Raw genomic sequence first — 20,906 nt, 5'->3', positions numbered from 1 at the left:
CCGCGAGGCTTATCGGCGCTCGCGGTGACAGAGGGTGAACAATGCGGGCGCTACCCGGTCCTTGCGCTGTTCGGCCGTTCCACCCAACACTTCCCCCGACCTTGCGCGCTTGAGGAACAGGTGGCACGGATATTCCCAGGTGAAACCGATGCCACCATGGAGTTGCACACAATCTTCAGTCAGGCTCCTGTAAACCGACCCGGCATAGATGCGGGCGCCGGCTGCCTGCGCCTGCCCTTCCTTCTTTGCCTCGAAGGCGCTGCGGCACACCGAATGGATCAGCGCGCGCGCTGCCTCGATCGAAACCTTGTGCTCCGCGCAGCGGTGCTTGAGCGCCTGGAATGAGGCAATCGGGCGATTGAACTGGTGGCGCTGGTGCATATAGACGAGGGTGCCTTCCAGCGCAGCATCGGCGCCACCGAGCGCGTCGCATGCCAGTGCCAGGTCGAAATGCGCATTCATCCTCCGCTGCGCATCCACCGCAGCATCTCCCCGAAGGATGATGTCATCCTCGTACAGTTCAAGTTCCCTGAACGCGACATCCGCCACCTGGCGGGTCGGATCCCATGTCGGGCGGTAGGTAATGTCGACGCCGGGATGCGGCAGTGCCACCAGCGCGATGGCCGCCTGATTGCCCTCGACCGGCACCAGCAGATGGGTGGCATGCACCGCATCGAGGACGTTGCGCATCGTTCCCTCGACCATGTGCACGCCACCGTAGGGGCGACACGTCACGCTTCCCACGCCGGTCGCCGCTGCAACGATGATCGCGTCTCCCTGCAGCGCCGCCTGCACCAGGCCTGCGGCGCAGTCCGTCGCGCCGGGATGCGCAATGATTTCCAGCCCGACCGATGCGCCAAGGAACGGTTGCGGCGACAAGGCGCGGCCCAGCTCGAAGTACAAGGTCGATAGCGCCGCGAAAGGCTGCTCCAGCCCGCCTTTTCCCTCCGCAATCGTGAGTCCGAGCCAGCCAAGCTCCGCGATCAGCTGCCACAGGTGGCGGTCGAAGGATGGCGTGGCACACGGATCTCCCAGCAATGTCTTACGGTCTACATGCCGCTCGAGGACACGCCGGGCGGAATCACGTAACTCGTCGTTGTCTATCAGCACTTCCAAAGCAGTTCTCCATTCAGTAGTTGACCGCAACCGAAGGCCGGCCAAGCGGTGAGTCGATCGTGTGGTTCATGTGGATCACGCCGACTTTTCCCTCGGCATCCCGAGCACGCGTTCAGCGATGATGTTGCGCTGGATTTCATTGGTGCCCCCCGCGATGGTCCACATGAATGAATTCATGTAATCGAAGGACCAGTTGCCGGTTTCGTGCCCGCCACCCAGCGTAAACGGCGCCAGCAATGGCGCGGCCGGGTCCGCCCGCAGCCCGAGTGCCGTGAACTCCCGCAGCACCTGTGCGTACAGCTGCTTGACGATCGACGCGGCGCCGCCGATATCCTTGCCCGCCATCATGTCCGACATCATCGCCCTGACCAGCGCACGCAACGCCTCGATCTTGATGAACACGTCGACCGCCTCGCGTCGCAACTGGTCGTCAACCACCGCGCCGTTGCCATCCGAAATCGCTTCCAGCAAACGCCAGCGCGACCACGATAGCCGTTCCGCAAGCTCGAAGATCGTCACGCCGCGCTCCGAACTCAACGTGGTCTGCGCCACCCGCCAGCCCTGGTTTTCCTCGCCGATGCGGTTCGCCACCGGAATTCGCACATCGGTCAGGAAAATTTCGGCGAATTCTTCATCGCCGGTGATCTGCCGGATTGGCCGGCATTCAACGCCCGGCGATTTCATATCCATCAGCAGGAAAGTGATTCCAGCCTGCTTCGGCCCGGTCGCGTCGGTGCGCACCAGGAGAAGGCAATAGTCCGCATGCTGCCCGAGCGTGGACCAGATCTTCTGTCCGTTGACGACGTAATGATCGCCGTCGCGATGCGCCCGGGTCTTGAGAGATGCGAGGTCGGAACCAGCATTCGGCTCGGAGAATCCCTGGCACCAGATCTCGCCATGCAGAATTGCCGGCAGGTGGCGCGCTTTCTGTTCTTCCGTCCCCCACTCCGCCAGCGTCATTGCCGTGTGGTACAAGGAAATGAAATACAGAATCAGACGCGGTGCGCCGGCGCGCACCATTTCCTCAACGATGACCAGCTGTTCGTCGAGCGACCGACCGCCTCCATGCCAGCCTTCCGGCCAATGGGCGGTGGCATAACCTGCGTCCACCAGCGTCTTCATCCACTTTCTCTGGAACGAAACGAAGTCTTCGGTCCGGGTGCCGGTCATCTCCGACCGCCAGTCGGCCGGTACATTCTGCGCAAGCCAGGACCGCACTTCCGCGCGAAGCTCGGCGAGCTTCTTCCGATCGTCAGTCATGATTGATCTTCCAAGGATTGATGTTGAGCTTCGCGGCATTTCGCCGCGTGCCCCCTGGCCTCAGAGAATGACAAAAATCCAACGCGGTGTCGTGCCCACGCCCGCAACCGAATTTTGATGATGGTGCATTGTTCTGGCCTGGAAGGCTTCGGCGCAGTGGCTCCAACGGCGTTACAGGCTGCGCGCGATCAACAGCTTCATGATTTCGTTCGTGCCGCCGTAGATCCGGTTGACGCGCGTATCCTTGAACATCTGTGCGATCGGATATTCGAGCATATATCCGTAGCCGCTATGCAGCTGCAGGCATTCGTCGACGATCTGGCAGCAGATCTCGCTGAGCCAGTATTTCGCCATTGACGCGGTGGCGTTGTCCAGGGAGCGCTGTAGCAGGCGTTCCGTGCAGTAGTGCAGGAAGACTTTGGCGATTTCGCCTGGGTCTTGCATTCCGCCAGCTTGAACTGCGTGTTCTGGAAGTCGATGACGCGCTTGCCGAACGCCTGGCGCTCCTTGGCGTAATCGATGGTTGCCTCAAGCGCTCGCTCTATGGAGGCCATACTCTGCCACGCAATCACCATGCGCTCCTGCGGCAGCTTTTCCATCAGTTGCTGAAAGCCCCGGCCTTCGACGCCGCCCAGCAGGTTTTCCGCCGGAACCCGCATGTCGTGGAAGAACAGCTCGGTGGTGTCGCGCCCTTCCTGTCCCAGCTTGTGCAGCAGGCGCCCACGGTCGAATCCCTCGACCTTGTCGGCTTCCACCGCGAACAGGGAGATGCCCTTCGCGCCTTCGTCCTGGCCTGTCTTCGCGGCGACGATCACCAGCGTCGCATGCAACCCGTTGGTAATGAACGTCTTCTGGCCGTTGATCACGTAGTGATCGCCGTCGCGCCGGGCCGTCGTGCGCATGCCCTGCAGGTCCGATCCGGCCGCGGGCTCGGACATCGCGACCGCCAGCACCCGTCTCGCCGGTGACAACCTTGGGCAGCCACTTGCGCTTTTGCGCTTCCAACCCGTAACTGACCAGGTAGGGTGCGACAACCGCATTGTGCAAGGGAAGCGCGAATCCCTGGACCCCACGCAGACCGAGCTGTTCCATGAGCACGATCTCATGCCGGAAGTCGCCGCCACCGCCGCCGTATTCTTCCGGAATGCTGATGCCGAGCAGGCCGGCCTCGCCGGCCTTGTTCCATAACTCCCTGTCCACGGAGCCATTGGTGCGCCAGCGCTCGACATCGGCCGCGCTCGCATGGCGGTCGAGGAAGCGTCCTGCCATGGTCTCGAGCAGGCGAGCTCCTCGGTAGCCATGAAGCCCGGTGGATCTACGTGAATTGCAGACATAGTCGCCTTTCAAGGTTGGGGAAATCGTCGGGGACATCGGCAAGGAGAACCGCCGGGGCTGCCTCTCCTTCCGTTCCGCCGGCGCTTGAGCCGGGTCGTTGCCGGGATCTTTGCCGGAAGCGCGGCTGGCTATCGATGTGCTGTGCGCCCGACCCGCCCGGCGATCCTTCCCGCCCGTGCCGGGTCAGTTGCCCGCCCAGACCGGCTTGCGCTTCTCGGCGAAGGCAAGGGCACCCTCGCGTGCGTCATTCGATCGGAACACCGGCATGGTGTAAGCGTCCTGCCGCTCGAACAATTCGGTGCTCGCCCAATCCTGGGATTCCTTCATCACCTGCTTGCTCACCATGGTGGCCATCGGACCATTGGCGGCGATGGTGCGGGCCAGATCGAGGGCCGCATCGAGCGCCTGCCCCTCCGGCGCGACGCGATTGATGAGGCCATGCGCATGGAGCTCCCGTGCGGACACCATCGCGCCCGTCAGTACCAGTTCCATCGCGATCCGGTAAGGCAGTTGCCGCGGCAGCCGGACCAGCCCGCCCGCATTGGCGACCAGGCCGCGCCTGACTTCGGGCAGGCCGAACTTTGCGGTTTCCGCGGCAACGATCAGATCGCAGGCCAGCGCCAATTCAAAGCCGCCGGCCAATGCATATCCCTCCACCGCCGCGATCAGCGGCTTGCGCACCGTGGCGTTGGTCAGCCCCGCCAGGCCACGGCCGCGTGGCTTGACGTTTTCGCCGCGCAGGAATGCCTTCAGATCCATGCCAGCGCTGAAGACGCCGGCAGCGCCAGTCAGGATCGCGACACTGACATCGGACCGCTGATCAATCTGGTCGGTCGCATCGGCAATGGCGAGCGCAACCGCCGCATTGATCGCATTCTTCGCTTCCGGCCGGTTGATTGTGATGACGGCCACGCCTTCGCTTACGGTAAATTCCAGTTCGGACATCTCTGAGTCTCCAGTTCTTTCTGCAGCGGATTCCGGCCCCAGGCACGCGCGCAGGCCGCGCGTGCCGCCATTGCCGTCCGGACCCTTGCTTCCGATGACGCCAATCCCCGATTATTTTTTCTTCAGACTGGCGATCATTTCCGCCACCTCGGGGCGCGTCATGCTTTCCATTTCGTAGGCCAGGCCGGCTTCAAAGACGGTATGCGCGGTCTGCTCGGTCAGGCGCATGAACGCTCGCTTGGTGCCTTCCACGCCTGCGCGCGGCAGGTCAGCGATCCGGCGCGCAATCTGCAGCGCACGCTCGAGCGCTTTTTCCGGGGTCTCGACCAGGTCGGTGACCAGGCCCATCTCGTATGCGTCCCTTGCGCTCATCGCATCTCCCGTGAGCAGGAATCGCTTGGCGCGCATCAGGCCGGCCGCCTGCGACCAGCCAACAATGCCGCCGTCGCCAGCCACCAGTCCGATCGATACATGCGGATCGGACACCTTGGCGTTTTCATAGGCGACGACGATATCGCACAGCGTCATGACGGTGGCGCCCATACCCACCGACGCACCCTGCACCGCGGCGATCACCGGGACCGGCAGCGTGACCAGGGAACGGAACACCCTTCTCGCATCGCGCATGATGCGCTCACGCACCTGCACCGAATCGCGCGCCTGAATGATCTCCTCGAAGTCCCCTCCGGCCGAGAAAACCTTTCCCTCCGCGGAAATGACCAGTGCGCGGATCGCCGGGTCACGCCCGATATCGTCGAGGACGTCGGCGAATTCCAAATGCGCGAGTTCGTCGAAGCGATTCAGCAGCGCCGGACGGGTAAAGCGGAGGTGCGCGATATGGTCATGGATCTCAAGGCTGAGGGTGGAAAGGTTCTTGCTCGACATGGCATTCAGTCTCCCTTGCTGGATAAATGGGTGTCAGGATGAAAGACGCGTCACCACTCATCGCCTCTTCATCAGAAAGATGGGTTGCTCGTGGCCGGCGGGCTCCGGCGCATCGAGCGCGGCAAGCAAGGCGGTCTCGCGCGCGCGGTATTCCTTCAACGCGGCTTGCTTGACCGGGCCAAAGCCACGGATATCCGCGGGTGCGCGGGCAAGGTCGATGGCAACCTGGATGTTGTGCTGGCCCAGCTTGTCCGTCACCGTCTCGATCAGCGATCGGTATTCACGGATCAGACCCCGTTCCATCCTGCGTTCCGCGCTGTAGCCGAAGGGGTCCAGCAGGGTGCCGCGCAGCCCCTTGAACGATTTCAGCACCCGGAAGGCCGGCACGATCCACTGGCCGAACTCGCGCTTGCGGGGACGCCCGGATGCGCGGTCGCGGCCTGGAAGCATGGGCGGTGCCAGATGGAAGGTCAGCTTGATGTCGCCCGAGAACTGGGTAAGCAGGCGCTCCCGGAATTTCCCGTCGCTATGCAGGCGAGCCACTTCGTACTCATCCTTGTAGGCCATCAGGCGGGCCAGCGTCATGGCGACTTCCCGGACGAATACGGCGCCACGGGAAAGCTTCTTCTGTTGCACCCGGCCCTCGATCGCGAGCATGAAATCCTCGTACACCTTTGCATAGGCGGCGTCCTGATAATCGGTCAGCAGTCCGATCCGGCTCGCCAGGATTTCCTCGATGGTGTCCAGGCGCGACACGTTCCCGCCCTTCTCATGGGGTGCGAACGCGTCGGGGGAGTGGGCAGCCAGCCGGCCCAGCGCGAACGTGCGCAGGTTGCCCTCGACGAAGGTGCCGTTCAGGCGGATCGCTTCCTGGATGGACTCGACCGACAGCGGGAGCAGTCCCTTCTGCACCGCGTAACCGACCATCAGCACATTGGTCGCGATGCTGTCGCCGATGAAGTCTGTCGCCAGCCGGGAGGCCTGGAACGCCAGCAACTCGCCGCCGTCGATGCCCTGGCGAATGACTTCCAGCAACTCGTCTTCGCCGATCTGGAAGTCACGCCTGGTCTGAAACTCCCCGGTCGGCACCACATCCGTGTTGACCACCGCGCGGGTCCTTCCGGGTTTCACCGTCTTCATCACCTCGGCACCGGATGCGACGATCATGTCGCAGGCCAGTATCACGTCGGTCATGCCTGCCCCGAGGCGGGAACTGTGCGCCTGTTCATGATTGCGGCTAATCCGGATATGGCTCGTCACCGCGCCGCCCTTCTGCGCCATCCCCGTCATATCGAGGATGGTGCAACCCTTGCCCTCGAGATGCGCCGCCATGCCCAGCAATGCCCCAACGGTCAGCACACCGGTACCGCCGATGCCCGCGACCAGCACATTGCATTCCTCATCCTGCGAGACCCTTGCCGGCGCAGGCAAGGCAGCGATCAGCGTTTCAAACCCGTCGGCGTCGACCACCGGCTTTCTCGCGATGCCGGCACCGCGAACGGTGACGAACGACGGACAAAAGCCTTTCACACAGCTGAAATCCTTGTTGCACGTCGATTGGTGAATCATCCGCTTGCGCCCGAACTCGGTTTCCAGCGGCTGGATGCTGACGCAATTGGACTGGACCGAGCAGTCGCCGCAGCCTTCGCACACGTCCTGGTTGATGAACACTCTCTTGTCGGGGTCTGGGAATTTCCCGCGCTTGCGCCGACGACGTTTTTCCGTCGCGCAAGTCTGTTCGTAGACAATGCCCGAAACCCCCTTGACCTCCCGCAGCTCACGCTGCAGTTTGTCGAGCAGATCCCGATGGTGCACTTTCACGCCGGCCGGCAGCACGCCGGAAAATTTATCGGGATCGTCGGTGACCAGCATCACCGGTGACACGCCCTCGGCCACGAGCTGCCTGATGACGTCGACAGGCCCGATCGCCGCTTCGAGCGGTTGCCCGCCAGTCATCGCTACCGCATCGTTGTAGAGAACCTTGAACGTCATGTTCGCCTTCGCGGCGACCGCGGCGCGGATGGCCAGAATGCCGGAATGCGAATAGGTTCCGTCGCCGATGTTCTGGAAAACATGCGGGGTATCCACCAACGGACCGACCGATACCCAAGGCATGCCGTCGCCGCCCATGGGCATCGGCTGCATGGTGCGTCTTTCCGGCATGACATAAGCGGCGAGGCCATGGCAGCCTACCGCGCTGATGGCAATGCTTCCGTCCGGAATCCGGGTACTGGTGTTATGCGGACAGCCGGAGCAATAGAATGCTGGCCGTGACACACCGCCGCCGGCCACGCTTGTCTTTTCCTCGATCCGGTTGAATGCGTCGAAGCGGGCGGTGACATCAGGCGGCGTCAGGCCGATCTGGTCCAGCACCCGCTTGATCGCGCGGCGCACCGCCGCCGCCGTCAGTTCGCCATTCAGCGGCAGCAGCGCGGCGCCGTTCAGGTCCTGCTTCCCCGCCAGCGCCGGCCGGCGATCCGCGCTGATGCCATAGAGATGGCGGGCGAGCTGGTCCTCGATGACAGGGCGTTTTTCCTCGACGACAAGCACCGCCTTGCTGCCCTGAGCAAACGCTACCGCAGTCTCGCGCTCGAGCGGCCAGATCATGCCTGGTTTGTAAAGGCGCACACCAAGCTCCCTGCACCGCGCTTCATCCAGCCCAAGGTCGGCCAAGGCCTGTCGCACATCGAGATAGGCCTTGCCGGCGGCGACGATGGACAGGTTCCTGCGCGGTGAATCCAGGATGACGCGATCGATGCCGTTGGCGCGAACAAAGGCGGCAGCGGCGGGCAAACGCTGGTTGAGGACCCAGTCCTCCTGCACCAGCGGCGGCAGCTTCGGCCGGAGGTTAAGTCCTTCCGGCGGCAGCTCCAGATCGGCCGGGATGACAAACTGTCGACAGGCATCCGGAAGCTCGACGGATGCCGCCAGGTCAAGCGTGTCGGTAATGCATTTCAGGCCGACATACAAGCCGCTATAGCGCGACAACGCCCAGCCGAAAATGCCGAACTCCAGAATTTCGCGAATCGTCGATGGATATAGCGTCGGCACGAAACCTGCGATCAGCGTATGTTCGGACTGATGGGCGCTCGCCGAGGATTTGCCGCCGTGGTCATCCCCCACCACGGCAAGCACGCCGCCATGCGCGGCGGAACCTTCCAGATTGCCGAGTTTCAACGACTCGGAAGCGCGATCGGCGCCCAATCCCTTTCCGTACCACAAGCCGAACACGCCCTGGTATTTCGACTTCCCGAACCAGGACAGTTCCTGCGTGCCGCGGATCGCGGTTGCCGCCAGCTCTTCGTTCAACCCGGCGTGGAAACGGACATCGTGCTCATCGAGCAGTGATTGCGCCCCCCACAAGGCCGCGTCGTACACGCCGAGCGGCGAACCGCGATAGCCGGAGATATAGCCTGTGGTGACCAGCCCCTGGGCGCGATCCCGGCGCGCCTGGTCCAGGGGAAGGCGCACCAGCGCCTGATTCGATGATATAAAGACCCGTCCGCTTTCGAGCAGGTACTTGTCATTCAACGTCGTGACGCTCTTGGTCATACAAGGAAGCTTCCGGTGAAGTTGGTTCTTCGGTCAGTGACTTGTTCGGTGCGTCTGGTGACAGGGCCAAGGTCGGAAGTTTCCGGGTTGCCGAGCCCTGCCCAAATCCACCATCGGCTTTATAAGGGATTTGCCCCGGTTTCCCTTGTCCCTTACTGAACAGTGTTTTGAACGTACGCGGAAATCACCTGGACCGGATCCGGGGTCGCGCGGGGCATGCCTGCGCCGGGCGAGGTGCGGGGCCATCCCGTCAAGCGGCAGGATTTATCCATTCCCGCAGTCGTATTTGACCAAGCCCACACTGTGCCTCCCCGGACATGATCCGCTTTGCAGCGGGGGACAAATCTGCCAGTGCCGCGCCGCCTAACATGGCTCCCAAGGACGGGTCATGGTGGCACGTCACATTTGGGAAAAGGAATACCATGTCAGAGCAAAAGGCAGACCCGGTGATTGAAGTCAATCCGGAGAATCAATGGCGACTCATTACACCAGGCTCCGATTCCTGGCCTCGTTCGCCGCGCCCTAACAGCAACAAGAAGAAATACTTCATGGTGACGGTGGACTCGCACATGAGCCCGCCTCCGACCCTGTTCAAGGACAGAATCGACAAGCGGTTCGTCGACCGGCTTCCCCGCTTCGAAGTCCGCGATGGCAAGAAATACATCGTGCAGGAAGGGTTGCCGCCCGCGCGCGTGGCCGAGACCAGGCTCGAGGGTGAAGACGAGTTGCGCACCAAGGCGGGCGCCTACCTGATTCACGACCCGATGACCATCGAGGAACGCCATCGCAATCTCGATCTCGATGGCGTGGATGGCGAAATCATTTTCCCGAACGGCGCCGCGCTCCTGATGTTCACCTCGCGCGACGCCGAATTCCTGATGGCGCAGGCGCGCGTCTGGAACGACTGGCTGTGGCAGGAGTGCGCGCCTTACAAGCACCGCACCAAGGCGATCGCGGCGATCCCGACCGTGGATATCGACATGGCGGTGGCCGAAGTCCAGCGCGTGGCGAAGATGGGTTACGACATTATCATGCTGCCCAACAAGCCGGTCTTCGGGCCGCCCGAACTGGGGCAGCCCAACTACAACCTGCCGGAGTACGACAGGCTCTGGGCAGCCATCCAGGATGCCGACCTCGCCATCACGTTCCATGTGTCGACCGGCCAGGATCCACGTACTGCGTCGGGCAACGGCGGCGCCATCCTCAATTTCTGCATCCATTCGCTGGGCCCGACCATCGAGCCGGTGGTCGCGCTGTGCGCCTCGGGTGTGATCGAGCGCTTCCCGGGCATTCGCTTCGCCACCATCGAGGCGAACGGCGGCTGGGCTCCCTGGCTGCTCGATCGCATGGATGAGGCCTACCGCACCCACCACTTCTGGGTACGCCCGAAGCTGAAGAACCTGCCGAGTGAATACTACCGCGCGAATGGCGCCGCATCCGTCGGCGAAGACCGTGCCGCGCTGATGCTCGCGGATGCCTATGGACTGGAAAACAACTTCATGTGGGCCAACGACTACCCGCATCACGAGGGAACCTGGCCGCATTCCGCGGAATCGATCGAGCGCACCTGCGCCACTCTGAAGGAAGAAAGCCGCGCGAAGATCCTGGGCCTGAACGCGGCCAGGTTCTTCAAGTTTGATATCCCGAAGCACTATCTGGACTGACCGGCTGTGACAGGCGGCATCACGCCGCCTGTCAGGCCAGCCCGGTCTGTGCAATGGCATGACCGGTGATCGGCGCAGCGGCATGGCATCGTGCCATGCCGCATCCAACGCATCAGGAAAAGTTGGGAGCGCGCTTCTCGACGAAGGTTTCGCCGATAAACGCCATCTTCATGCAGCGCGCAAGCGGTCTGCCCGCCGCCTCCGTATTCCTTTGCGAAGGTCAGGCCCAACCAGCCTTGCCGGCTGAGCCCCCGTTACATCCACTGACTTCCTCAGTGGGCTCCGCCAAACGCCGGAACCTGGCCCGCTTTCGAGACATTGACATCCTTCAGCAGGAAGTGCGACAACGCCGGGATCAGAATCAGCGCGCCGATCATGTTCCACAGGAACATGAAAGTCAGCATGATGCCCATGTCGGCCTGGAACTTGATCGGCGAGACCGCCCAGGTAATGACTCCGGCCGCCAGCGTCACACCCACCAGCGCCACCATCTTGCCGGTGCGTTCCAGCGCGTGCTGATAGGACTCGCGCAACGAATAGCCCTGGCGCTGGAATGACAACTGCACGCTGAGCAGGTATAGCGCGTAGTCGACGCCGATTCCCACGCCAAGTGCCACCACGGGGAGCGTCGCCACCTTGATGCCGATGCCGAGCATCGCCATCAGCGCCTCGGCCATGATGGAGGTCAGCATCAGCGGCAGCACCGCCACCAGCACGGCCCTCCAGTTGCGGAATGTGATTGCGCAAAGCAGCGCAACTGCCACATACACCCAGAGCAGCATTTCCCGGTTGGCTTTCTCGACCACCGCATTGGTCGCCGCCTCGATGCCGGCATTGCCCGCCGCCATCAGGTACTGCCGGTCAGGCACCGAATTCCTGGCAGCGAAGTCCTGCGCCACCGCCACTACCCGCTTCAGGGTTCCCGCCTTGTGGTCTTCGAGATACGCCAGGACCGGCATGAAGGAACAATCGTTGTTCAGCATCTCGGACTTCCAGTTCTGGGCGAGATTGATGCGGTCCTTCAGCACCAGCGGATCCCATGCGACTGTCAGCCACTTCGGATTGCCTTCGTATGCGCCCACGGTGAACAGGCGCAACGTATCGACCAGCGAAGTCGTCTGCTGCACGCCTGGCACCCGATCGAGTTCAGCGCCGAGCCGGTCCATTTCAATCATGGTTTCAAAGGAGCGGCATCCATCCATCGGCGTCTTCACCATCACGGCAAAGACGTCGCTGGAAATGCCAAACTTCTCGGTGATGAACGCATTGTCGAGGTTGTAGCGCGAGTCGGAACGAAGTTCGGGAGCGCCCGGGTCAAGGTCTCCGATCTTGACGTCCATGCTTTTCCCGAAGGCAAGCACGGCGAGGGCCACGCCCACGCCGACCGCGCACAATGCGTAGCCGCGTTCGGTAAACCGGCCAAGCCAGCCCCAGATGCCAGACGCCACGCGCTTCTTGCCGCCGCCAGACGCCCCCGCCAGGCTACGACAGGCCGCCGACGACGATACGCCGACGTACGACAGAAGCACCGGGAGCAGGATAAGGTTGGTAAAGATCAGCACCGCGACCCCGACACTGGCCGACAGTGCCAGTTCGCGGATCACCGGAATGTCGATGATCATCAGCACCGCGAATCCCACTGCATCGGCCAGCAAGGCGGTGAGGCCGGCAAGGAACAGGCGCCTGAAGGTAAAGCGTGCCGCCACCCACTGATGCATGCCCCTGCCGATATCCTGCATCACCCCATTCATCTTCTGCGCACCATGGCTCACGCCAATGGCAAACACCAGGAACGGCACCAGGATCGAGAAGGGATCGATTTCCATGCCGAGACTGGCCACGATCCCGAGCTGCCAGATCACCGCGACAATCGAGCACGCCATCACCAGCATGGTGCTGCGCACATCCCGGGTATACAGGTAGATGATGGCGGTGGCGGTGAAAGCGGCCAGGGCGAAAAAGGTCATCACCTTCTCCAGCCCTTCGATCAGGTCGCCGACCAGCTTGGCGAAGCCGATGATATGCACCCGGTAGCGCGAATCTTTCTGGATTTCGCTGCGCACCTCTTCAAGCACCGCGGACAAGGCCGCATAGTCCACCGGTTTGCCGTCGGCGTCGCGGTCCAGCAATGGAATGACGATCATGCTGGAGCGCTGGTCGATGCTGACCAGGTTGCCGATCTGGCCCGCTCGTTCAATGTTGAGTTTCAGTTCGGCGATGGCAGCTTCGGAGCCGTCATAGCTGTTCGGCATGAGCGGGCCGCCGTCGAAGCCGGTTTCGGTCACCTCCGACCATCGTACCGCAGGGGAAAACAGCGACTTCATCCAGGCACGGTCGACAGCCGGCGACAGAAAAATCTTGTCATTGGCCTTTCCCAGGGTAGTCAGATAATCGCGGTTGTAAATGTCGCCCTGGGTATTCTCCACCACCACCCTGACGGTATTACCCAATCCGCGCAGTTCATCACGGTTTTCCAGGTAATGGCGTACGAATTCATGGCTATGCGGCAGCATCTTTTCGAAGCTCGCGTTCACATGCAGCAAACGCAACTGGTAACCGAATACGGCGGTCACCAGCAAGCACGCCAGCATCACCCAGGTGCGGTGATTGAAAATGAGGCGTTCCACCAGGCTGCCCGACGACCTGTCGAACTGGGCCGGATCGCGATGGACGGGACCAGCCTCTTGATGCATAGGTGCATTTACCATAATTTCGCTTCAGTGTCTGATACGGGCTAACGGGACTGCGGGACGCGGTTGGCGGACTCTCCGGTACGGACGCCCCGGGGTCCGACGGTGACATATGCGCCGGTCGGAAATGCGAGAAGACCCGCCACTGCCGTGGGCAATGGGTCGGCCGCCCGAGCAAACGATCCGCCGTTGTCGGAACTGCGAAGGATGTCTCCGGACTGGCTGGCCACGATGATTTCGCCGGTCTGACTCACGTCACCGGCGACGATGCCGCCGCGGACGTCGGTTTTGATTTTTTCCCAGCTGGCGCCCCGGTCGAATGTGCGAAAAAGGCTGCCGCGCATGCCGTACGCAAGGACGGCGCGTCCGGCCAGGACCAATCCGAACAATGAGCCGTCATAGGGCGTCTTGACCAGGATAAACTTGCCCTTGTGTTCATCCCAGCGCCATACGGAGCCGCTCTCGCCCGCGATGTACACGTCATCGCCATTGCCGCGCACGGTGTAGAAATGCAGCTCACCGGGATTGTCGATCTTGTCGATCAGTGGAATCCACTGCTTGCCGCCGTCGTCGGTGCGCATGATCCTGTTGAAGCTTCCGACGATATAGCCGGTGCTCTCGTTCTTGAACCAGACATCGAGGAAGGGCTGGGCGGTGGCTTCCTCCGCCCAGCGCGCTGCCTGCTTGAGCACCGTATCCCGGTTTTCCGGGCCCAGGTCATCCGCGTGTTTCCGGTAGTAGGCAAGGGCCGCTTGTCCTGCGTCCTTGCCGTCGAGCTGCTTGGCCCAGGTGGCGCCACCGTCGGCGCTGTGCAGCACCACGCCGCCATGACCGACCGCCCACCCCATGCGCTCGTCGACGAAAGACACGCCGACGAGATCGCTGGAAACGGGAACTTTCGCTTGCCGCCATGCCTTCCCATTACGATCCTGATAGGCAATGACACCGTGCCGGCCGACGGAAACGGTACGGCTACCCGCCTGGGCAATGGCGAACATCGGCGCCTGGTCGGGATGAGGAATCGTCTTCGATGGAAGGCTCAATGGATTCTGGAAGGCATTGGCGGTGAAAGGCAGGGCGCAGGCAAGACAGATCGCCAGAACGCGGAATGGTCGGTTCATACTTAACCCTCGGAGGGAACTGTGACTAGCGTCCCTGGCCATGCAATCTGATCAAGGGCGCCATCGACGGCAACGTGGCGATGCAGCGGACAGCATGCGCAAGACGGTGCGGCACCTCTCGGCGCCGCATCCGGAAAGCCAATCGCCGTTAGCGGATACCGCCGCCGGCCAGCGCGCCTGGCGTGTACTCACGGTCCGCCACGCGGCCCGGCACAGGCACCTGGCCTTTGCGCGAAAAGGCGACGTGGTTGAAGGAACCGTAGGCGCCGGTCTGCAGGTCGTAAGTCACGAACGGCTGGCTGAACATCCCCGTCCCCTGTTTCGGGTCGCTGTACACGTAGTACGGCAATTGCTGAGTCGTGCGGTACAGATTGCCCGCCGCGTCGTAACCGTCATAGACACCAGCGCCAAAGGAATCCTCGTCGATGTACATGATCCGCTTCGAGAAGATATGGCGCTTCCCTTCCTTCAGCGTTGCCTCGATGTGCCAGACCCGGTGCAATTCCCAGCGCACGCAGGCGGGGTTCAGGAAGTCCTTCGTGTGCATCTTCTCTTCGCTGCACTCCGGAGAAAGCGTCTTGTAGGCGTTATAGGGAATGTACATTTCCTTCTTGCCGATCAGCTTCCAGTTGAAACGGTCCGTCTTCCCATAAAAGCCGCGGACCTCGTCCATCGCGGAAACGCCACCCGACGACGGATTCGGCGTGTCGTAGGCAAGGTCCGGCGACAGCTTCACACGGCGCTGTCCGGGCAGATACTGGTAGACGGGCGCGACTTCCTTCTGGTCGATCGGACTGATCAGGAGCAGCCGCTCGCCTGCGCTGCGGGCCGGTTCGTCGGTGTCATAGCGAACGCGGCTGAGGAGCTTTGCAGATCCATCGCCCTTGTTGCTGGAATCCCAGTAAGGCTTATCTTCGGAAGCCCGAAACCACGACATCAAGGTCATCCTTCCGGACCTGTCCACGACGTAGCTACCCAACGTGTACGTACTCGATACGCCGTAGAACGCAAGCAGATGGTTCCAGATCGCCTCCTCCCCATTCCTGGGAATCGGGAACGGCACACCAGCCTGGCAACCGGTCAGGTTGTCATTCTCCAGTTTGCAATTCGTCGCATTCGCCATGGAGCCATCCAGCGCGTACTTCGGATAGATCATCGTACGGCGACTGGGATAAACGTTCAGGTGGTATCCCGGATGTCTGGCAAGCATCGCCTTCACGCCTTCAGCCAGCTTGTCGACATGCTGCGCCATATTCTTCGCATCGATCGAGAACAATGGCTTGTCGCTGGCAAACGGGTCCGGCAAATAGCCTGGATTTTTCGGATCGAACGAAGCCGGCGGCGTGAGGGGAACGCCAGTATATTCAGGAATCGTGCCGCTCTTGTTGCCCGCCTTGATGGCGCCGAAAGGTGTCAGCGCGCCTTCCAGTTGCTTCGCCTCTTCGGCGGGAATAGCGGCAATCGCGGTCCCGGCGCCAAGCGCCGCGAGGGTCAACGCAATGGATTTCATGCCGTAGTTCATGGTGTCTCCTTCAGTTTCTACGTAAGTTCAATCACAGCGTCCCAACGCATTGACGCATTGGGAGGTGCCTGAACTGCCTGCCTGCCCGACTGATGGCTTGCAAGTGATGCCCTACCCTTCCGACCTTGCCGGGAAAATCGAGGGTGTGCCGCTCGGTAAGGGCATCTGCGTTGCGCCGAGGTTGGTAAAGCGGTTTTTCGGCGACCTGTTAGAGCGAGGTCTGAAAAGTCAGAGAAACCCAGCCTCGATCGGAATAGAGCGCGCCGCCACCGTTGTTGGTCGTGACCGCGGTGCCGTTGTCGCGGAACTTGACGAGGTAATCGTTATACTTGAGCGAAATGGAATAGCGGTTGTGCACCTCCGCCGTCAGCCCGATGCTGTAGGCGCCGTTTCCTTTGCGGCTGCCGCCGAGGGTTGCCGCGTTGCCGCCGAGGCCGATGGAGTAACTCAGCGGGGCCTTGAGGTCCACGCCCGGCAGAACCTGGTACCACACCGGTTCAAACGACAGGTTCAACGCCCATGCGTTCTTGGTGACGCAGCCATCGTAGACATCGCCCGGCACGCCCGGCGTGGCGGATACGCAGGCGGCCGTTCCCTCCAGCGGAAGCAGGCCACCATTGCTTTTTGCCTTGATCAGGTGCGTATAGTTCAGTTCGGCGGTAAGGGGAGCCGCGCCCCACAGCGGGCTGTTACCAAAGTACGCGATGCCATTAACAAGAGCGTGCACGGTATCGCCACGAGCCCCCTGAGCACTGAGTGCCGCATTGCTATTCAGCGCAGCATCCTTGCGATAGGAGACTTCCGCGCCGATACTCGCCCCGCCCAACTGTTTCGCCAGGCTGACACCATAGAGCTTGGTATTCTCCGCATAGGCAAGGCGAGCGCTCGAAAAGCCGGGATTGAAGACCACCCAGGGCAGCTTCTCGTCAAACTCGCGGTAATAGAATCCGACCGTGCCCTGCAGCCAATCCGGCGACCACCGGCCCATGACGCCCCAGTCGCCGGTGTTGCGGGGGCGATCGCTGGCGCCGAGGAACGGGACGCCGGGCTGGACAAAGGTACCGCCGCCCACCGAGAAGAAATTGGCGGAGCCGAAGTACGTGCCGCCATCAGGCAAGCGCCATGGTTTCCAGTCGAGGAAATACAAAGCCGCCACCGACAGCTCTTCAGTCAATTGCGCCTGACCCGAGATTTGCGCTATCGGTAGAAACAGTTCCTTCGCCTGGCTGCCCGGATTGGCAGTCGCCTTGATTACGTCCACCGGACCCTGCGAATACGCGATGCTGTTTGACAAGGAAAAAAGCGACTCGCCCCAGTAGGTGGTGTGCTGACCCAATTTCAGATTGACCGGGACATTGCCAAGGTCAAATTTGGTGAAGGCAAAGGCATCCAGGAACTCTCCGGAAGGGCCCCGGTTATATCGCTTGACGTAATTGGTGTAATTGCCGCCAGGGTAGGAGCTGGGAGGACCGAAAATCGGATTGCCTTCGACCTTGGTGTCGCTGTACGCATTGTCGTACCAGCCGGCCGCGCTGATCCTGAAGCCGTGACGGCCTTTATAAACCACGTCCATCTCGGACAACAGGTCGACACGATTGGTGACCAGGTCGCCCTGGTCGAACTTCATATCGGACGTGTCGAACAGCGGATTATTGATGATTCTCGAATCCCGGCCTTCCGCGCGAATGCCGATGTTGTAGCGAACGGTATTGTCCCAGCGGACTTCGAAGTCCGGATCCGGCAGGTCGAACTTGAAGGCCTGGGCATCGCGGGCCACGCCGATCAACAGACCCAACGCGGCGGCGGCATGCAAGCCTCTGGCCCATCCTTTGATGTTGCTCATTTTTCTGTCTCTCTCCTCTTTGATGTGCATTCCAATTCCATTTCCGAGCGGTCTGCGTATCGATCAGAGAGCATGCGACGACGCTGTGTTATTTTTTTTCCAGCTGATCGATTGGCGAACGATTGAACTTATGCCTAATTTCATCCGCCCTTATGGCATTGAATTTAAGCTGAATCGCAGAGAATTTGCGTCCGAAAACATGTCTGTAGAGGCCAACAGTTTTGACGAAACGTGGCAGGCCTTTGCTCTGCTCGCTTTGCTCAGACAATCAGCCATGCCGGATGCAACTCGACTGCCACATGGCGTGGCTGCTGAGTCTCGATGGAATAGGCCGCCACACGTGAAGAGAGATGCCGGGTTCCAATCGGCTTCATCGAGAGCGGCAACCTCTCACATTGATTGCGCCTTGGGCGGCACAGTGTCGGTCTGGCACCGCCGCGGCATTCGCGCCACGATGTCCTCCACCGCAACGAACCCAAACGTCATCGCCGGGCCGATCGTGCCTCCGGCGCCGGGATAGCAGACACCGAAAGGGGACCCCGCCGCATTGCCAGCGGCATACAAGCCGGGTATTGGCTTGTCGGACGGGCCCAGCACCCGCGCATTCGCATCGCACTTCAGGCCGCCCTTGGTCCCCATGTCGCCGAGAACGACTGGCACTGCGTAATACGGCGGCGTATCGATCGATCCGATGGAGGAATTGGGCGTGATGCGCGCGTCGCCGGTAAATCTGTCATAGTCGTCGCTGCCACGACCGAACTCCGGATCGACGCCAGTCCTGGCATATTCGTTCATCTTGCGCACGGTCTGCGACAATGCCTTGGGATCGATTTCAATCCTGGCCGCCAGCTCTTCGATGGTGTCGGCGCGATAGACATAATGATTCCACCACTCTCTCGGCACCTTGCGATCTGGCATGATGGCGTTGAGCATGAAGCCACCGGCATTGTATTTCTCGCGGAATTGCGCATCGAACACCAGCCAGACGGTCATGTTTGCGCCAGTTGTCGCATGGTCCTCCAGCATCGCCAGGCCGAACTGATCGTAGGCGATGCATTCCTTGACGAAGCGCACGCCATTGCGGTTGACGCAGACGCTATGGGGACGGCCATGGTCAAACGACATTTGATGCGTCATTTCCGCGTTAGGCACGCCGATGGTGGGCAAGAGCATGCTGGGGATGAACCAGCCGGTCTCCATGAACTCCGTAGCGGCCCCAACCCGTTGGGCGGCGAGGGTGCCGGCGCCGTCGTTGGCGCGCTCCGGACTGGAACTCCAGTTCGCAGGCGTCGGCACCGTGAAATACCGATTGCGCATTTCCTGGTTCCACTCGAAGCCGCCCGAAGCCATCACGACACCGTGGCGCACATGGGCGACATAGTGGCGATCGTTGCGCACCAGCCTGACACCAGTCACCGTGCCTTCGTGCAGCACCAGATCCTCCAGGGCGGTGTTGAGCTGGATCTTTACGCCGCGCCGGTCGACTTCCCTGCGCAATCCTCCCGTCAGCGCGTTGCCCATCGTCAGGCGGCGGTCGCGCCGCGTGATCCTGCGCCATTCGAAGTCAAGCCAGTAACGCTTGAAGATACTGATAATGACGCGCCGCCAGCGTGGCGCGCGGGTCGCCAGCGTAAATGCCTCATCCAGGCCGAAGGAATAGCGGTTGAACAGCTTGCCGCGCACCGGAGCGGAGCGCATCGCATGCACGCTGTCTCCCACCTCCATCGCGTCAATCTCATAGGGAAACAGCGCCCGGCCGATGTGGGCGCCCGGCGCGTCCGGGAAGTAATCCGGATAGCCGTCCAGCACATGCAGCCGAACCCCGATCTGTTCGAGGAACTGCAGCATCCTCGGCCCGTTGTCCACGAACGACTCAAGCCGGTCGCGACGGACATCGCCCTTCGAGACCGCCTGCAGATAGGTGAGCGCCTTCTCGCGGGAGTCACCGGGGCTGCCCAGTCCGTGATTCGGCACCCACACACCGCCCCCCGAGGACGCGGACGTGCCACCCCACTGGTGCGCCTTCTCCACCACCAGTACGCTTAATCCGTGGTAAGCCGCACGCGCGGCCGCCATCAAACCAGCGGCACCCGACCCCACCACCACCACATCATATGTCTCTGCCATCGATTGGCCCTATGTCATAGTTATTGGTGCCAGGCTGCTGCCCGCAAGCGTTTCAGCGCTGCCGTGCGATGGATGGCGAGGCAATGCAAAGACCCGTACCGCAACCCGTATCGCAATCCACGCAAAAGCCAGCACAAATCGTCATAAAGAGGATAGCCGAGCGAAGGCGGCAGCCGCCAACGCGATTGATCACGCTTGCGCAATCAGGCTTTCCTGCAGTGGATATCGAATACATCCGACTGGCGTCACAAGATCGCCATGGCTAACGTACTGCCGGGACGCTTCGCGTCATCCCGATGGTCCTGCGCGCGACAACGCGGAGGACCGATCAAGCCGGCGGCCTGGCAATCCCGGCCGCTCACCACAACGCATTTCCTGAAAGGACAGGCAATGGTTCCTGACGACCTCTCCCCCAATGCGCGACTGGCACTGCGCGCTCTGGCCTGCGCCAGCGAGCGCAACCTGGAAGGGTTCCGCACCTGCTGCGCCCCCGACATCGTCCTTGATTTCCCGTTTCACCCGAACGGCGCTCAAACCCACTATGGGGTTGACGAAATGATCAGGGAATTCAGTGTCGAAAAGGTATTTGAGACCTTCCGCATCGACCCGCAGGAAGTGCTCGACTGCGGGGACAAGATCATCATCGAAGGCCGCTCCCATGGCACTTACAGGAGCGGTCGGCCGCCCTACGGCAATCATTACATCTTCATCATGGCCTGCAAGGATGGCAAGGTCACCCACTGGAAGGAGTTCTACAATCCGCTGGAGGCATTGAAGCAGAACTACGGCAAGCCGCGGCCGGAAAAGCAAGCCGGCGCCTGATCACGGCGATTGCGCCACCGCGCC

General features: G+C 61.6%; 12 protein-coding genes and 1 pseudogene. 2 read left to right on the top strand and 11 right to left on the bottom strand.

Annotation, left to right across the window (positions count from 1 at the left end):
* Positions 1–9: 9 nt before the first annotated feature.
* The 6 genes and pseudogenes from CNE_RS32100 to CNE_RS32075 all read right to left on the bottom strand — a co-directional run bounded on the left by CNE_RS32100 (position 10) and on the right by CNE_RS32075 (position 9,093).
* Positions 10–1,110 (bottom strand): acyl-CoA dehydrogenase family protein, encoded by a 1,101-nt coding sequence (locus CNE_RS32100; RefSeq protein WP_238553236.1) that lies wholly within the window; start codon positions 1,108–1,110, stop codon positions 10–12.
* A gap of 81 nt (positions 1,111–1,191) precedes the next feature.
* Positions 1,192–2,376, bottom strand: a complete 1,185-nt coding sequence (locus CNE_RS32095) for an acyl-CoA dehydrogenase family protein (protein WP_041229010.1) — start codon at positions 2,374–2,376, stop codon at positions 1,192–1,194.
* A gap of 171 nt (positions 2,377–2,547) precedes the next feature.
* Positions 2,548–3,710: pseudogene (locus CNE_RS32090) on the bottom strand (acyl-CoA dehydrogenase family protein).
* Between the two features lie 184 nt (positions 3,711–3,894).
* The gene (locus CNE_RS32085) at positions 3,895–4,656 is read right to left on the bottom strand and encodes a crotonase/enoyl-CoA hydratase family protein (protein ID WP_013958902.1); all 762 of its coding nucleotides are present in this window, start codon (positions 4,654–4,656) and stop codon (positions 3,895–3,897) included.
* 111 nt (positions 4,657–4,767) lie between these two features.
* Positions 4,768–5,541 carry an enoyl-CoA hydratase/isomerase family protein gene (locus tag CNE_RS32080; RefSeq protein WP_013958901.1) on the bottom strand — a complete coding sequence of 258 codons (774 nt, stop codon included), beginning with the start codon at positions 5,539–5,541 and terminating at the stop codon, positions 4,768–4,770.
* A 57-nt stretch (positions 5,542–5,598) separates the two neighbouring features.
* Positions 5,599–9,093: an indolepyruvate ferredoxin oxidoreductase family protein gene (locus CNE_RS32075; protein WP_013958900.1), complete on the bottom strand. Its 3,495-nt coding sequence runs from the start codon at positions 9,091–9,093 to the stop codon at positions 5,599–5,601.
* Positions 9,094–9,410: 317 nt separating this feature from the next.
* Here CNE_RS32075 and CNE_RS32070 point away from each other — a divergent pair, with 317 nt between their 5' ends.
* Entirely contained in the window at positions 9,411–10,757 is a 1,347-nt protein-coding gene (locus CNE_RS32070) for an amidohydrolase family protein (RefSeq protein WP_238553196.1), read from the top strand.
* Between the two features lie 272 nt (positions 10,758–11,029).
* Here CNE_RS32070 and CNE_RS32065 read toward each other — a convergent pair whose 3' ends face one another.
* The 5 genes from CNE_RS32065 to CNE_RS32045 all read right to left on the bottom strand — a co-directional run bounded on the left by CNE_RS32065 (position 11,030) and on the right by CNE_RS32045 (position 20,060).
* Entirely contained in the window at positions 11,030–13,450 is a 2,421-nt protein-coding gene (locus CNE_RS32065) for an efflux RND transporter permease subunit (RefSeq protein ID WP_148271743.1), read from the bottom strand.
* A gap of 41 nt (positions 13,451–13,491) precedes the next feature.
* Positions 13,492–14,568: a WD40/YVTN/BNR-like repeat-containing protein gene (locus CNE_RS32060; RefSeq protein ID WP_013958897.1), complete on the bottom strand. Its 1,077-nt coding sequence runs from the start codon at positions 14,566–14,568 to the stop codon at positions 13,492–13,494.
* Positions 14,569–14,716: 148 nt separating this feature from the next.
* Positions 14,717–16,090, bottom strand: coding sequence for a DUF1329 domain-containing protein (locus CNE_RS32055; RefSeq protein ID WP_013958896.1), 1,374 nt, complete (start codon positions 16,088–16,090; stop codon positions 14,717–14,719).
* Positions 16,091–16,298: 208 nt separating this feature from the next.
* Positions 16,299–17,933, bottom strand: a complete 1,635-nt coding sequence (locus CNE_RS32050; RefSeq protein WP_013958895.1) for a DUF1302 domain-containing protein — start codon at positions 17,931–17,933, stop codon at positions 16,299–16,301.
* Between the two features lie 390 nt (positions 17,934–18,323).
* Positions 18,324–20,060 carry an FAD-dependent oxidoreductase gene (locus CNE_RS32045; RefSeq protein ID WP_013958893.1) on the bottom strand — a complete coding sequence of 579 codons (1,737 nt, stop codon included), beginning with the start codon at positions 20,058–20,060 and terminating at the stop codon, positions 18,324–18,326.
* A 258-nt stretch (positions 20,061–20,318) separates the two neighbouring features.
* Between CNE_RS32045 and CNE_RS32040 the strand changes: the two genes are divergently transcribed.
* Positions 20,319–20,882, top strand: coding sequence for a nuclear transport factor 2 family protein (locus CNE_RS32040; RefSeq protein ID WP_148271741.1), 564 nt, complete (start codon positions 20,319–20,321; stop codon positions 20,880–20,882).
* The last annotated feature ends 24 nt before the right edge of the window (positions 20,883–20,906 follow it).

Source organism: Cupriavidus necator N-1 (genome assembly GCF_000219215.1).
In the GTDB taxonomy this organism is placed as follows: Bacteria; Pseudomonadota; Gammaproteobacteria; order Burkholderiales; family Burkholderiaceae; genus Cupriavidus; species Cupriavidus necator.
This window is presented reverse-complemented; position numbering and strand designations above follow the sequence as displayed.